This window comes from Roseateles sp. GW835-FHT13E02 (assembly GCF_058794035.1).
Map to the genome: position 1 here is coordinate 233,157 of NZ_JBXAGJ010000001.1, position 14,873 is coordinate 248,029.

The window sequence follows — 14,873 nt, forward strand, 5'->3', positions numbered from 1 at the left end:
GTGGCGTCAGACCGGGCTGATCTGCAAGCGGCCACCCTGCCGGCTCAGGCTCATGGCCAGCAGGCGCGTGACGGCATAGATGGCGTCGAGATTGGGCGTCACGGTTTCCGTGATGCGGGCCAGCTCGACCACGGCGCCAAGCAAGGCTTCCAGCTCCAGCGCGCGGCCGGCTTCGACATCTTGCAGCATCGAAGTCTTGTGCGCGCCTACTGCCTCGGCGCCGGCGATGCGCTTATCCAGCGAGATCTTGAACTGCACTCCCAGCTTTTCGCCCACCTGCTGGGCCTCGCCCATCATGCGCGCGGCCAGTTCGCGGCTGAGCGGGAAGCGGCAGATGTCTTCCAGCGTGGCATGGCTCAGGGCCGAGATCGGGTTAAAGCTGAGATTACCCCAGAGCTTGACCCAGAGCTCGGAGCGGATGTCCTTGGCCACTGGTGCCTTGAAGCCGGCGCGCATCAGGGCTTGCGACAAGGCCTCGATGCGTTCACTGCGCTGGCCATCGAGCTCGCCCAGGCTGAAGCGATTGCCCTCGATCAGGCGCACGCGCCCGGGCGCTTCCAACTGCGCCGCAGGGTAGACGATGCTGCCAATCACCTGGGCCGAGGGCAGCGTGGCGGCGATGGCACCGCCCGGATCCACCGACTCCAGCACGCGGCCCTCATGCGGGCCGGCCAGGCCCTGGAAATACCACCAGGGCAGGCCGTTGATCATGCTGACGATCAGGGTCTGCGGGCCGATCAGGGCCGGCAGCTCGGGCAGCAGATCGACCAGCTGATGTGCTTTCACGGTCAGCAGCACGACATCCTGCACGCCCGCTTCGACCATGCGCTGGACCGCGCGCAGGTTCGCGCCGGCCGGCTGCGTCAGCTCGCGACCGTCCTCCTCAATCAAGGTGAAGCCCTGGGCCTGGATGGCGGCCAGGTTCTTGTTGCGGGCGATGAAGCAAACCTGCTCACCGGCCGCGGCCAGACGCACCCCGAGCAGGCCGCCGATGGCGCCTGCACCCACGATGGCGAACTTCATGCGCCCGTCCTCATTCCGCTCATACGGCCTTCACCTCTTGTTGTGCATCTGCCGCCGGACCGCGGGCCCAGCGCTTGGCCACATCCAGCAGCGGCCAGAGCAGCAACAGCAAGGCAAGGCCCGTGATGCCACCGACCAAGCCATTGGACCAAAAAATGCTGAGCTCGCCCTGCGAGAGCAGCATGGACTGGCGGAAGTTGGCCTCAGCCTTGTCGCCCAGCACCAAGGCCAGCACCAGAGGCGCCATGGGAATCTTGATCTTCTTGAAGAGATAGCCCAGTACGCCAAAGCCCAACATCAGGTAGACATCGAACATGGAGCTGTGCACCGTGTAGGCACCCACCGCGCAGGTGACGATGATGATGGGCGCAATGATCGCAAAAGGCACCCGCAGGATGGCGGCCCAGAATGGCACCGTCGTCAACACCACGATCAGGCCGACGATGTTGGCCAGGTACATGCTGGCAATCAAGCCCCAGACGAAATCCTTGTGCTCAGTGAACAGCATGGGCCCGGGCTGCAGGCCCCAGATCACCAGACCACCGAGCAGCACGGCGGCCGTGGGCGAGCCCGGAATGCCAAGCGTCAACATGGGCAGCAGGGCCGAGGTGCCGGCGGCATGGGCGGCCGTCTCGGGCGCCACCACACCGGCCAACTCGCCCTTGCCAAAGTCCTCGGGGTTCTTGGCCATGCGCCGCGCCACGCCATAACTCATGAATGAAGCGGGTGTAGCGCCGCCGGGCGTGATGCCCATCCAGCAACCAATGGCCATGGAGCGCAGAAAGGTCTTCCAGTGGCGCAACAGCTGCACCCAGGTCTGCCAGACCACGCGCGGGCTGATGCGGGCGCTCTGGCCCTTGAAGGCCAGGCCCTCTTCCATGGTCAGCAGGATCTCGCCGATGCCAAAGAGGCCGATCACCGCGATCAGGAAATCAAAGCCCTTGAGCAGATCGGTGAAGCCATAGGTCATACGCAGCTGACCGGTCATGTCGTCCATGCCCACGGCTGCAAGGGCAAAACCCAGCAGCATGGCGATCAGGGTCTTGACCGGCGCTTCCTGGCTCATGCCGACAAAGCTGCAGAAGGTCAACAGCTGCACCGCAAACAACTCGGCCGGGCCGAAACGCAGGGCAAAACGGGCCAGCAGCGGCGCAAGAAAGGTGATCAGAAGCGTGGCGAACACGGCGCCCACAAAGGACGAGGTGAAGGCCGCCGTCAGCGCCTGCGCCGCCTGGCCACGTTGGGCCATGGGGTAACCATCAAAGGTGGTGGCCACCGACCAGGGTTCACCGGGGATGTTGAAGAGGATGGACGTGATGGCCCCGCCGAACAAAGCGCCCCAGTAGATGCAGGACAGCATGATGATGCCGGTGGTGGGGTCCATGGTGAAGGTCAGCGGCAGCAGGATGGCCACGCCATTGGCGCCACCCAAGCCCGGCAGCACGCCGATCAAGACCCCCAGCAGGATGCCCACCAACATATAGCCCAGATTGGGCACGGTGGCGGCGACCGAAAAGCCGTGCAGCAGATTGGAAAAATCATCCATCTCAGAAGCCCAGCCAGTGTTCGATCGGGCCCTTGGGCAAAGGCTGTGTGAAGGCGCGTTCAAACAAAAGGAACAAGCTGACGCTCACCGCCAGCGGCAACCCCACGAGCCAGGGCCAGCGATAGCCGCCGTTGCGCCACATGAACCAAGCCACCAGCAAGCAGGCTGCCAGATAGATGCCCAGCCAGGGGATGGCGGCGACAAACACGGCGGTTGGCAGCAGCACCGCCGCCACATCGCGCAACTGCGCACCTTCCGCAAACACGCGGCTGCGCAAGCGCGGCCAACGCAGCAGTTGCTGGAGCAAGAGCCAGGCCGAACAGGCCGCCAGCGCCAGGCCGATGCGAAACGGGAAATAGCCGGAGCGCGGCCCGTCATCGGCCCAGCCAATGCCCAGGCGCAGGCTGTCCTTGATCACCAGGCCAGCCACGACGAGCAGGAACAGGGCCACGCCCAGTTCCACCCAGCGCAGCTGCCAAGCACCCGGCCCAGCGCTTGCGGACAGGTTGTCTCTACGCGCCGCCGATTCAGTCTTCATGTTTTGTTCTTCGCTCATCACCCCGCCTCCCAGCCGAGATGAGCCCCTGGCTTACTGCGCCATGAAGCCCGCTTCCTTCATCAGCACACGGTGTTGCTGCTCGTTCTTGCCCAACCAATCGATGAACTCGGCGCCCTGCAGCGCGGTTTGCCGGAACGCACCCTTGGCCATGAAGTCCTTCCACTCGGGCAAGGCGCGCAATTTGTTGAACAGCTCTTGGTAGAACGCCGTCTGCTCGGCACTGACACCCGGCGGCATGAAGATGCCGCGCAGCATCAGATAGCTGACCGGGATGCCTTGCGATGCACAGGTGGGCAAATCGGCCCAGGCCTGGCTTGCAGTGACCTTGGCCGGGTAAGGCATGCGCTGCTCATCGAACACACACAGCGGCCGCAGCTTGCCGGCGCGCCAGTGCGACTCGGCCTCGATCGGGTTGTTGACGGTGGAGTCCACATGCTTGCCCACCAGCTGCACCGCCACATCACCGCCGCCCTTGTAGGGGATGTAGATCATCTTCTTACCGGTGGCCTTCTCCAGCATCACGGTGATGATCTGGTCCTCCTGCTTGGAGCCCGTGCCGCCCATTTTGAAGCTGTTGGGGTTCTGACCCTTCAGCGCATTGAAGTAGTCCTTGGCCGTCTTGAAAGGCGCCTCTTCGTTGACCCAGAGCACAAATTGATCCAATGCCAGCATGCTGACCGGCGTCAGGTCTCGCCAGTTGAAAGGCACACCGGTGGCCATGGGCGTGGTGAAGAGGTTGGACAAGGTAATGACCAATTTGTGCGGATTGCCCTTGTCGCCCTTGACATCGAGAAAGCCTTCGGCGCCGGCACCACCCGCCTTGTTCACCACCACCATCGGCTGCGGGCTGAGCTGGTGCTTGGACACCATGCCCTGGACGAAACGAGCCATCTGATCGGCACCGCCGCCGGTGCCCGCAGGCACGATGAACTCGATCGGCTTGGTCGGCACCCAGCCGGCGGCCTGGGCCTGCACGGCCGCCAGGCCCAGCAGGGCCGCAGCCCACCAGGTCTTGTTGTTCTTCTTGTGGATCGCACGCACTCCCATGAAACGCTCTCCCTTTATTGCACTGTTGGCAGTCAATCGATGAAACGGAAAAAACTCAGCCCAGGCCCAACTTCTGTGCCAGGCCGATGCGCTGCAGCTTGCCCGTCGCCCCCTTGGGGATCTCGTCCATGAACAAGATCTTGCGCGGCACCTTGAAGTCCGCCAGGCGCTGGGCCACAAAGTCCTGCAGCTCGCGCTCGCTGGCGGCCTGCCCCTCGCGCAGCACCACCACAGCCGCGACCTCTTCGCCCAGCTTGGCATGCGGCATGCCGAAGCACACCACCTGCGCCACGGCCGCGTGGTCCATCAGCACCTCGTCCACTTCGCGTGGGCTGATCTTCTCGCCACCGCGGTTGATGATTTCCTTGAGCCGGCCGGTGATGGACACATAGCCCTCGGAGTCCATCACGCCCTGGTCGCCGGTGCGGAACCAGCCCTGGCTGAAAGCCTCGGCATTGGCGCTCGGGTTGCTCTCATAACCCGCCGTCACATTGGCACCGCGGATGACGATCTCGCCGGTCTCGCCAGCCGCCAGCAGCGCGCCTCCGGCGCCCATGATGGCTACCTCGGGTCCTGCTGCCAGGCCCACCGTTCCGGGCTTGCGCACGGCCGGCGGCAGCGGGTTGCTGCACATCTGATGGGTGGCCTCGGTCATGCCGTAGGCCTCAATCAGCGGTGCGCCAAACACCTGCTCCAGCTCGGCAATCACCTGCGGCGGCATGGACGACGAAGACGAGCGCATGAAGCGCAGCGGGTGACGGGCAATCACCTCCTGGTTCTTGCTCGCGCGGCTCAGAATGGCCTGATGCATGGTGGGCACTGCCGTGTACCAGCTCGGTGCGGCCTCGTCCATCCAGCCGAAGAACTTCAGCGCATTGAAACCCGGCGTGCAGAACACCTGGGACCCCGCCGACAGCGGCGCCAGCACCCCGGCGATCAGGCCGTGGATGTGGAACAGCGGCATGATATTCAGGCCGCAGTCACTGGGCTGGAACTGCAGGCTCTGGCGGATGTTGCGGGCCGAGGCACAGAGATTGCGCTGGGACAGCGGCACGATCTTGGGCCGCGAGGTCGTGCCCGAGGTGTGCAGAACCATGGAGACATCGTCGGGCTGGGCATAGCCAGCCTGCGCTGCCGGGCCCTCGGTGCGGGCGCCGCCCTCGGTCTCGTGAAGCGTGAAGCTGCCGGCCGGCGCGCCGTCCTCAACCACCAGCTCCAGGATGCGAACGCCCAATTCCAGCGCCACCGCCACGGCGGGTGAGGCGCTGCCGCGCTCCACGATCAGGGCCTTGGCCTGCAGATCGCCCAAGTAGAACTCGAACTCCTCGGCGCGGTAGGCCGGGTTCAGCGGCGCACTGGCCACGCCGCAGGCGCAGGCCAGAAAACAAGCGGCCATTTCGGGGCCGTTGTTCAGAACCAGCGCAACCCGGTCATTGCGGCCGATGCCCAAGTGATTGAGACGGGACACCGTATCCGCCGCCAGCTGGCGCAATGCGCCATGACTCAAGGCCGGCCGCCCCGGGGCTCGCAGGGCCGGAGTGTCGGGCTGCGATTGCTGCGACAACATCTCAAACAGGGAGTCTTGGCTCATCGTTGCATCTCGTTCAGATTCAGGAGCAGGCCGGTTCGGGGCGCAGTGTCGCAGCGAAAGATGTCATTTCACATCCAGCCAAACACCAAGTTTCAGCAGAGCCGCCTGGTCGTAGGCCTCGAAGCCCTTCCACTTGGTGGGCTCCAGCTTCTTGCGCCCGTCCTCGCTGCTGTCCAGGGCAAGAAAGTAGGCGCGAACCTTCTCGACCTGTTCCGCGCTGAGCTGCGGGCTGGCGATGATGTGCTTGATGGGCACCGCCTTGGACGCCGCCAACACCTTGCCGCCCTTGTCCTGCCAGTCCTTGACCAGGGCGTTGGAGGCGGTGGCGCCCGCATGGGTCAGGCGGTTCTCCACGAAGAAGGGCACGGCGTCCTGGTAACGGGTGTAGGTGATCTCCATCTGCTTGGGCACCACGCCGTTGTCGCGCAAGGTGGCGCGCACCATCATGGAGGTGATGGAATCTTCATCAGGCGCACCTAGGCGCTGCCCCTTGAGTTCGGCCAGCGATTTGAGCGTGCTGTCCGCGCGCACCAGAAAACTGGCCTTGTAGCCGGTGAAGCCCTTGGTCACGGCCAGCAGGCTGTAGCCCTGATCGCGGATGGCGGCAATGGAGATATGCGCCGGGTGCACCAGGGCCAGCTCCCAGCGCTTGTCAGCCAGGCCCTGGCGCAAGGTCGGGTAGTCGCCGATGGGCTCGATGGTGACCGGTTGGCGCAGCAGCTTGCTGAGGTCAGCGGCAATGCCTTCGTAACGCGTGCGGATCTCACTCAGGGGCACGCGATAGCTGACCCCTTCATTGACCGCAAAGCTCAAGGCCTGAGCGGCCAAGGCGGGCGCGCACAGCAAGGAGGTCAAAAGGATGGCGCGAAGCTTGGGGTACTTCAAGGCAAGAACTCCCGTGGACTGGTGACGGAACTGTGGGGCATGCAGCAGAGCTTCTGCTGCGAGCTCGGTTGCGACTTGGCCGGGAATGGCCGGGGATGGCCTCTGACCAGAGCTCGCCAAATGACGCGGGTCCCACTGACATGGATCGCCGGCATTGTGCGTGCCGGCCAGACCGTTCGGCGTAACAATTACCCTGAGCTGCAAGCAAATGAAAAAGCCCGTAACTCCGTGCAGGAGTTGCGGGCTCGAAACAGAAGCCAACGCCAGGAGCGGCAGCGGCGACGGTCAAGATCGGCAAGGATCAGCGTTTCAGGTAATCGAAGAAGGCCTTGGCATTGCTGTCACGCTGCAAGAAATCGCGCACCAGCTCAGGCGCCGGCTTCTGGCCACCCTGACCCAGCACCAGATTGCGGTAGCGCATGCCCGTCTCCGGGTTGAGCTTGTCAGCGGCAAAGGCCGTGCGCAGATCCATGGCCACGACCAAGCTCCAGAGGTAGCCGTAATAGCCGGCGCCGTAACCGCCCGCCACATGGGCAAAGCCGGCCGGGAACTTGCTGCCCTCGACATAACCCTGAGGCGTGGCGCCCTGCATCTTGGCCCACAGGGCCAGCGGCTCCTGGTGCACCGGGCCATGCAAGGCCAGGTCATAACTGGCGAACAGATGCTGGCGGCCGTACTGAGAGCCCTTGCCGAACTCCTTGGCCGCCACCGCCTTGTCCACCAGGGCATCCGGCACCGGCTTGCAGCTGGGGCAGACCTCGGCCATGAGCTTGAGCACCTTTTTGTCGTAAACCCAGTCTTCCAGCATCTGCGAAGGGGCTTCCACAAAGTCCAGCATCACATTGGTACCGCCTTGCGAGGCGTAGTGGGTGTTGGACAGGTTGTTGTGCACGGCATGACCCAGCTCGTGCAGCAGCGTCTCCATCTCACCCAGGGTCAGGCCCTTGCGGTCGAAGTTGACCACAAGGGCGGCCGTGGGCGTGCGGCCGATACGGGTGGCGCTGGAGCGCAGCGGCCAGACGGCCGCATGGTTGTACTTGGCCTCGCGCGGGAACAGATCCACGTAAAGCGTGGCCAGGGGCTTGCCGCTGGCAGCGTCGCTGACGGCATAGGCCTGAGCCTCCGGATGCCACAGCTCGGCCGGCACGCGGGTGTACTTCACGCCCATCAGCCGCTCGATCACGCGCATGGCGAACTTCAGGCTTTCCTGGGCCGGGAAGTACTCGCGGAAGGCTTCCTGGTCGACCGAGAACTGCGCCTGCCGCAGGCGTTCGGCATAAAAAGCGCTGTCCCAGGCGAAGACCTGGGTGGCCTCCAGCGGGGTACCCAGGTGCTGGGCCTTGGCGGCGCGCAACTGGGCCATATCGGCGACTTCGCGCTCGCTCACCTGGCTCTTCACCTCGTTGAGGAACTTCCAGGCACTGGCCGAGTCCTTGGCCATGCGGCGGCGCAGATTGAAGTCCACGAAGTTGCTGTAGCCAAAGAGCTTGGCGAAATCCTGGCGCGCCTGCGTGATCTCGTCGAGGATCTTGAGGTTGGCGTCCCCGCCTTCGCTGTTCTTGGCCCGCCACATGCGCTCACGCGCGGCAGGGTCTTCGGCCATCTGGATCACCGGGCCGGAGCTGGGGTAGTCCACACCCAGCACGATGCGGCCCTGCGCATCGCGCGGCGCCTTGGCCCAAACACCCTCGGGCACGCCCTTGAGCTCCGCCTCGCTGAAGCTGACCTTGACGCCGGCATCGCGCAGGTTCTGACCGAACTTCTGGTCCAGCTCGGCCAGGCGCACCAGCAAGGTCTTGGCTTGCTTGCGCTTGGCCGGCGGCAGCGCCACGCCCGCATCCTCGAAGCTGCCCAGGGCCACACGCTGCAGCTCGCGCTCCAGAGCGGTGGGCGTGGGCACGCTCTTCAGGGCGCGGTAGAGCTTTTCGTTCTGGCCCACCCCCGTGTTGTACTCGGACCAGGCCATGGCGCAGGCCTGGGCGGCCTCACGCACCGCTTTGTCGGGGTGGACATTGAGCACGAACTCGATCGGGTACTGCACGTCCTCCTGGTAGGTGTAGTAATCGTCATAGGCCGCCAGCCAGCCGGTATCCAGCTTGCGACGTTCCAGCGCAGCCAAGCGCTTTTTGGCACCGGCCAATCCGGCATCGCAAGCCGACTTGACCTGCGCGGCCGATTTGAATTGCGGAAACGCCGGGCCGGGCAGAACGGCGGCGGCGGCGCCGCTCTGGGCCAGCGCCTGTGCGCCCAGCAAAAGAGCGGCAGCGCCGAGGAACAGATGCTTGTGCTTCATGGTGGCAATCGGGAAGAAATGAAATGAGATCATGGGGCGAACCAGAGGCCTCTGGCCGCCCGAGGGCTGCAGGCGTAAACGCTTTGCTCGCAGCGGCCTTGTGGGCCGGGATTGTGCGCCTCCGCGAACCCCGGCCACAGCGGGGTTTGCGACAGGCCAGACCTTTGCAAGCCGTGCACCGCGCGCAAGCCGCACAGCCGACAAGTGCCCCGCGGCATGGGCTGCGCCAGCGCAAACCGTGAAACCTTGCCGGAACGCAAGACCTGTCACCTCAAAGCCAGACATCATCTGTGTTCAAATTAAGGGTTAGCCCTAGATCGAGCAGCGACTGGGGTTGATGATTGCTTCCGCTGCCTTCTGATTGCGCCGGGATTTCCCTCGGTCGCCTGCCACTTTGCTTGACACCCGCAACAGCCCCCCCATAAGCTGCGCGCCGAACACCATGCTCGACGCCAGCCGCCAGACCCACTCACCTACTGCCACTTCGCTCGGACGTGCTGTCCGCGCGCTGGGTTTGATGGCGAGCCTGGGTTTGATGGGCGCCACGGCCGCTTGGGCGCAAAGCGCACCGCCGCCCGGCATGGTGACCGGTGCCTACGGCCTGAGCCTGCTGCCCGGCGTGGGCGGCGGCCACAGCAGCGCCAACAACGGTGGCACGGGCAGCAACAACGCGTCGGGCAACAGCCACGCCGCCAACACAGCAAATACCGCGGCCAACAACCCGGCCGCCGTCCTTCCCGCAGCCGCGGCGGCCTCGGCCAGCCTGGGCGCCAACAGCCCGGTTGGCGCCACCGCAGCCACCTCCAGCGACCCCGTCAGCCGATTTCTGCAAGAACGCGGCCTGCTGGCGCAAGCCGAATCCAACAGCCTGCTGAACCAGGTGCGCGACACCGCCTCCGGCCTGGTGCTCTCGGCCATGAACTTCCTGGGTGTGCGCTACACGCGCGGCGGCAAGTCGGTCGAAAGCGGCTTTGACTGCAGCGGCTTCACCCGCCACATCTTCGAGCTCAGCGTGGGCATGGTGCTGCCGCACCGCGCCGACGAACAGGCCCGTCTGGCCAGCCTGCTGCCCATCAACAAGACCGAACTCAAGCCCGGCGATCTGGTGTTCTTCAACACCATGCGCCGCACCTTCTCGCATGTGGGCATCTACGTCGGCGAGGGCAAGTTCATCCACTCGCCCCGCGTCGGCGGCGCCGTGCGGGTGGAGGACATGCGCGAGGCCTACTGGGCCAAGCGCTTCACCGGGGCACGCCGCGCCGATCTGAACGCGGCGGCAGCCAACAACAACGCGCCGGCCAAGTAAGCCGCCGGACGTTGGACGGTCTTCAGGCCGAACTCAAGGCCGCAAGAACTCTTTCGCTGCCCAGGCCTGGGCCGAGGCTTCGCTCAGCTTGAAACCGGCGTCGACCTTGATCTGCGCGATCGTCTCCCCATCGTCGTTGCGCGCAGTCAGCGTGGCATAAGGGTTGTCTTCATCGGGAACGATGTCCAGCAAGACTTGGATGCGGCCCTGCTCGGTGTCGATCTTCAAGCTCTTGTGCAGGCGGGCGTGGAGCTGCTGCTCATGCCGACGCAGCACCTCGGAGGCGGTTTTCACCAAGGTGTGAAAGGCCGGCGCCGACAAAGGCTTGGGGTTCTTCTTGTCGCGACCCATGGTCCAGGGGCCGACCAAGGCGGGTTCGGCCTCGCCCGCCAGGGTCATGGCCACGGCCCAGCCCTCGTCGTCTTCGTTCTTGATGACCTCGGCCGTCCAGCGCTCATCGCGCCAGAGCAGATCGCTCTGCACCCAGGTGTCTTCCTCGTTCAGCACCGCGTTCTGTGCGGCTTGCAAATGCGTGTTCATGGCCGGCACGGTATCACGGCGCCGGCCCGGGCCTGTCAGCAGAGGATGCTCAAACCGGCTTCTTGGCCACCAGGGTCAGGATGTCATAACTGGCCACCAGCTCGCCACGCTGGTTCATCACCTGCACATCCCAGGCCACGACGCCCTGCGGCGGCTGGTCGGGGCGATTGCCGCGGTCGATGCGGCGTTTGCAAGTGAGGCGCGCCTGGATGGTGTCACCGATCGCCACCGGGTTCACAAAGCGCAGCGTGTCCAGGCCGTAATTGGCCAGCACCGGGCCGGGCGCCGGCGACACAAAGAGGCCGGCCGCGGCCGACAACACAAAGTAGCCGTGGGCGATGCGCTGACCGAACTGCGTGTCCTTGGCCGCCACTTCGTCGAAGTGCATGTAGAAGTAGTCACCCGAGACGCCGCCGAAATTGACGATGTCGGCCTCGCTGACGGTGCGGCGGTGGGTCAGCAGGGAATCGCCGACCTGGATCTCTTCGAAATACTTGCGGAAGGGATGGACGGCATCCTCCTGCACCCGGCCGCCGCGCTGGTACTCGCCGGTGATGGCGCTCAGCATGGTCGGGCTGCCCTGCACCGCGCAGCGCTGCAGGTAGTGCTTGACCGAGCGGATGCCACCCAGCTCTTCGCCACCCCCAGCGCGGCCGGGGCCGCCATGCTTGAGCTGCGGCAGGGGCGAGCCGTGGCCCGTGGACTCCTTGGCGGCGTCTCGGTCCAGCACCAGCAGACGGCCGTGGAAGGCCGCGGCGTGATAGACCGCTTGCGCGGCAATCGCCGGCGTCTTGGTGACCACCGAGCCGACCAGGCTGCCGCGGCCCTTGGCGGCCAGGCTCAGTGCCTCGTCCAGCTCCTGGTATGGCATCAAGGTGGACACCGGGCCGAAGGCTTCCAGGTTGTGAACTTGCTCGTTGGCGAAGGCATCGCGGCAGAGCAGCAAGGTCGGCGCAAAGAAAGCGCCCTCGCCCACACCATCGCCCAGCGGCGCAAAGCCGTCCTTGGCGCCGAAGACGATTTCATTGCCGGCGCTCAGCAAGGCCACGCGCTCGGCCACATCGGCCTGCTGGGCTTTGGAGGCCAGGGCGCCCATGCGCACGCCGTCGACGGCCGGGTCACCGACCTTGATCTTGGCCAGGCGCGCACGCAAGGCCTCGGCCACCGCATCGATGTGGCGGGCGGGCACGATGGCGCGGCGGATGGCGGTGCACTTCTGGCCGGTCTTGGCCGTCATCTCGCGCGCCACCTCTTTCACGAAGAGCTCGAACTCGGGGTCGCCCACCTCCACATCGTGCGCCAGGATGGCGCAGTTCAGACTGTCCGCTTCGCCGTTGAAGGGGATGGAGCGAGCAACCAAATTCTTGTTCACCCGCAGCATGGCGGCGGTGTCGGCCGAGCCGGTGAAGGTGACCACATCGGTCTCCTCCAGGCGGTCCAGCAAGTCGCCCGAGCCGCCCACGATCAGCTGCAAGCTTCCGGCCGGCAGCAGGCCGCTTTCATGGATCAGGCGCACACAGGCCTCGGCCACGAAGGAGGTGGCGGTGGCCGGCTTGACGATGCAAGGCATGCCCGCCAGGAAGCTGGGCGCGAACTTCTCCAGCATGCCCCACATGGGGAAGTTGAAGGCATTGATGTGCACCGCCACGCCTCGTTTGGGCACCAGGATGTGGGAGCCGATGAACTGCCCCTCCTTGCTCAGCGGAATGGCCGGGCCCTCGTGCATCACATTGCTGGAGGGCAGCTCACGCCGGCCGATGCTGGCGTAGGCGAACAAGGTGCCGATGCCGCCTTCGATATCGATCCAGTTGTCGCTGCGCGTGCCGCCGGTGTGGGCAGAAATGGCGTACAGCCCCTCCTTGCGCTCCAGCAGATAGGTCGCCAAGGCCTTGAGCCGGGCGGCGCGTTGCTGGAAATCCAGGGCCAGCAAGGCAGGCAGGGCCTGACCCCGGGCATAGCTCAGGCTCTCGGCAAAGTCGATCTCATCCGCATGGGTCAGCGCCACCGGCCGGCCGTTGACGGCGCTGTGCAAGGCTCGGGCCGCCTGGCTGCCGATCCAGCGGTTGGCAATCAGGCTTTGAAGAATGGGAGGGGTGGCGCTCATGGCGTTTGTGCTTCTTAGGATGGATTTCAAAAGGGGCCCGATCGGGCCCCTGCTTGCTAAGGGTTCCGTGTGAACCCGGCGTCAGGGCTGGTGTCAGGGCTGGTAGAGCCAGGCGCCCTTTTCGATCTTCACCATCACGCGGGCACGCTGATCCAGGCCCAGGTGATCGGTCGGCGACATATTGAACACGCCGTGGGCGCCGGGCAGTTCTTTCACGCCCTCCAACGCATCGCGCAGCGCGGCGCGGAAGGCCGGCGTGCCGGGCTGTGCCTTCTTCAGCGCCACCGGCAGGGCTGCCTGCAGCAGCAGGCCGGCATCCCAGGCATGGCCGCCGAAGGTCGAGACCGTGCCCTTGCCAAAGGCCGCTTCGTACTTGGCGACGTAGTCGAGTGCGCTCTTCTTGACCGGATGATCGGCCGGCAGCTGGCTGGCCACCAGCACGCCACCGCTGGGTAGGAAGGTGCCTTCCACATCCTTGCCGCCGACGCGCAGGAAGTCGTTGTTGGCCACACCGTGGGTTTGGTAGTACTTGCCGGCATAGCCGCGCTCACGCAGTGACTTCTGCGGCAGCACGGCCGGCGTGCCCGAGCCCGCAATCAGCACCGCATCGGGCTTGGCCGCCACCAGCTTGAGAACCTGGCCCGTGACCGAGGTGTCCGTGCGGTTGTAGCGCTCAGACGCAACCAGCTTCAGGCCCTTGAGCTCGGCGATCTTGCTGAACTCCTGGAACCAGCCCTCGCCGTAGGCATCGGCAAAGCCGATGAAGCCCACGGTCTTCACACCCGCCGAAGCCATGTGCTGGGCGATGGCCAGGGCCATCATGATGTCGTTCTGCGGGGTCTTGAAGACCCAGCGCTTCTTGGCGTCCACCGGGTCGACGATGCGGTTGGAGGCCGCCATGGAAATCATGGGCGTGGCGCCCTCAACCACGGCATCGATCATGGCCAGGGAATTGGGGCTGGTGGTCGAGCCGATCACCACATCGACCTTGTGCTCGGTGATCAGCTTGCGCGTGTTGGCCACGGCCGAGGTGGTGTCAGAGGCATCGTCGAGCACGATGTAATTGACCTTCTGGCCGGCGATGCTGGTCGGCATCAGGCTCAAGGTGTTCTTCTCCGGGATGCCCAGGGAAGCTGCCGGCCCGGTGGCCGAGACGGTGACGCCGACATTGATGTCGGCCAGGGCTTGGGCGCACAGCAAGAGTCCAGCGGCCAGGCTCAGCCAGGTCTTGCGGTGTGACGACGATGGGTGCTTCAGCGAAGTGGCATTCATGCTCGTTCTGTCTCCTGTGTGTTGTCCGTGAAAAAAGGCGTGCCGAGGCAAGCCAGCCATGGTCCGCCGCCAAGCCTTCATCAAGCTTGCAAGGCCTGCGCCCCAGGCTCGGCTTGCACCGCGCCCAGTCCGCCAAAGAACAGATCGGCCACCATGGGGGCCACCGCGTCATAGGTCAGCTCGCCATCGGGCTTGAGCCAGGTGAAGGTCCAGTTGATCATGCCAAAGAGCAGCATGGTCAGCGGTTTGTGCAGCCTGGCTCCCTGCAGCTCGGGCCGCACGGCCGCCACACTGTCGGCAAAGGCCGCGACCACACGACGCTCGATCGCGGTCAGGCGCAGGCGATCGGCTTCGTCCAGGAACTTCACATCTTCGGTCAGCACCCGGTGCTCGTTCTGCGCCTGGCCATAGGCCTGCACAAAGCGGGCGATCAGGGCACGCAGGCGCGCCTCGGGGGCCAGGTCTTGCGCCAGCACCTCTTGCACCAATGACTCCAGATCCTGGACATGGCTCTCGCAGATCTGCACCAGCAGTTCGTGCTTGTCGCGCACATAGTGGTACAGCGTGGGCTTGCTCACGGCGCAGGCTTCGGCCACGGCATTCATCGAAGTGCCCGGGTAGCCTTGATGCGCGAACAATCGCGCGGCCTCGCGAAGGATCTGCTCGCGCTGGTTCTCGAAACCCGGAGCGCGTCCGCGGGCCATCAG

At 65.1% G+C, this 14,873-nt stretch carries 12 protein-coding genes; 1 reads left to right on the top strand and 11 read right to left on the bottom strand.

Going from position 1 to position 14,873, the window contains the following annotated elements; translation table 11 throughout:
- Positions 1–6 precede the first annotated feature (6 nt).
- The 7 genes from AC1Q6P_RS01010 to AC1Q6P_RS01040 all read right to left on the bottom strand — a co-directional run bounded on the left by AC1Q6P_RS01010 (position 7) and on the right by AC1Q6P_RS01040 (position 8,944).
- Positions 7–1,023, bottom strand: coding sequence for a 2-dehydropantoate 2-reductase (locus AC1Q6P_RS01010; protein ID WP_492664281.1), 1,017 nt, complete (start codon positions 1,021–1,023; stop codon positions 7–9).
- Positions 1,024–1,042: 19 nt separating this feature from the next.
- Complete coding sequence (locus AC1Q6P_RS01015) at positions 1,043–2,569, bottom strand: tripartite tricarboxylate transporter permease (RefSeq protein ID WP_492664280.1); 1,527 nt, start codon at positions 2,567–2,569, stop codon at positions 1,043–1,045.
- A 1-nt stretch (position 2,570) separates the two neighbouring features.
- Positions 2,571–3,125 (bottom strand): tripartite tricarboxylate transporter TctB family protein, encoded by a 555-nt coding sequence (locus AC1Q6P_RS01020; RefSeq protein ID WP_492664279.1) that lies wholly within the window; start codon positions 3,123–3,125, stop codon positions 2,571–2,573.
- A 33-nt stretch (positions 3,126–3,158) separates the two neighbouring features.
- A complete protein-coding gene (locus tag AC1Q6P_RS01025; RefSeq protein WP_492664278.1) occupies positions 3,159–4,175 on the bottom strand; it encodes a Bug family tripartite tricarboxylate transporter substrate binding protein in 1,017 nt (338 codons plus the stop codon).
- A 55-nt stretch (positions 4,176–4,230) separates the two neighbouring features.
- Positions 4,231–5,766, bottom strand: coding sequence for an acyl--CoA ligase (locus tag AC1Q6P_RS01030; RefSeq protein ID WP_492664277.1), 1,536 nt, complete (start codon positions 5,764–5,766; stop codon positions 4,231–4,233).
- 63 nt (positions 5,767–5,829) lie between these two features.
- Positions 5,830–6,651: a phosphate/phosphite/phosphonate ABC transporter substrate-binding protein gene (locus tag AC1Q6P_RS01035; RefSeq protein WP_223696512.1), complete on the bottom strand. Its 822-nt coding sequence runs from the start codon at positions 6,649–6,651 to the stop codon at positions 5,830–5,832.
- Between the two features lie 301 nt (positions 6,652–6,952).
- On the bottom strand, positions 6,953–8,944 hold the full coding sequence (locus AC1Q6P_RS01040; RefSeq protein WP_492703021.1) for a M3 family metallopeptidase: 1,992 nt from the start codon (positions 8,942–8,944) through the stop codon (positions 6,953–6,955).
- Positions 8,945–9,386: 442 nt separating this feature from the next.
- Between AC1Q6P_RS01040 and AC1Q6P_RS01045 the strand changes: the two genes are divergently transcribed.
- Positions 9,387–10,250, top strand: a complete 864-nt coding sequence (locus AC1Q6P_RS01045; protein ID WP_492664275.1) for a C40 family peptidase — start codon at positions 9,387–9,389, stop codon at positions 10,248–10,250.
- 33 nt (positions 10,251–10,283) lie between these two features.
- Here AC1Q6P_RS01045 and AC1Q6P_RS01050 read toward each other — a convergent pair whose 3' ends face one another.
- From AC1Q6P_RS01050 to AC1Q6P_RS01065, 4 genes are all read right to left on the bottom strand, one after another.
- Entirely contained in the window at positions 10,284–10,790 is a 507-nt protein-coding gene (locus AC1Q6P_RS01050) for a hypothetical protein (protein WP_102769534.1), read from the bottom strand.
- 49 nt (positions 10,791–10,839) lie between these two features.
- A complete protein-coding gene (gene paaZ / locus AC1Q6P_RS01055; protein WP_492664274.1) occupies positions 10,840–12,894 on the bottom strand; it encodes a phenylacetic acid degradation bifunctional protein PaaZ in 2,055 nt (684 codons plus the stop codon).
- Positions 12,895–12,987: 93 nt separating this feature from the next.
- Positions 12,988–14,166, bottom strand: a complete 1,179-nt coding sequence (locus tag AC1Q6P_RS01060) for an ABC transporter substrate-binding protein (RefSeq protein WP_271009904.1) — start codon at positions 14,164–14,166, stop codon at positions 12,988–12,990.
- An 80-nt stretch (positions 14,167–14,246) separates the two neighbouring features.
- The gene (locus tag AC1Q6P_RS01065; RefSeq protein ID WP_492664273.1) at positions 14,247–14,870 is read right to left on the bottom strand and encodes a TetR/AcrR family transcriptional regulator; all 624 of its coding nucleotides are present in this window, start codon (positions 14,868–14,870) and stop codon (positions 14,247–14,249) included.
- Positions 14,871–14,873: the final 3 nt, after the last annotated feature.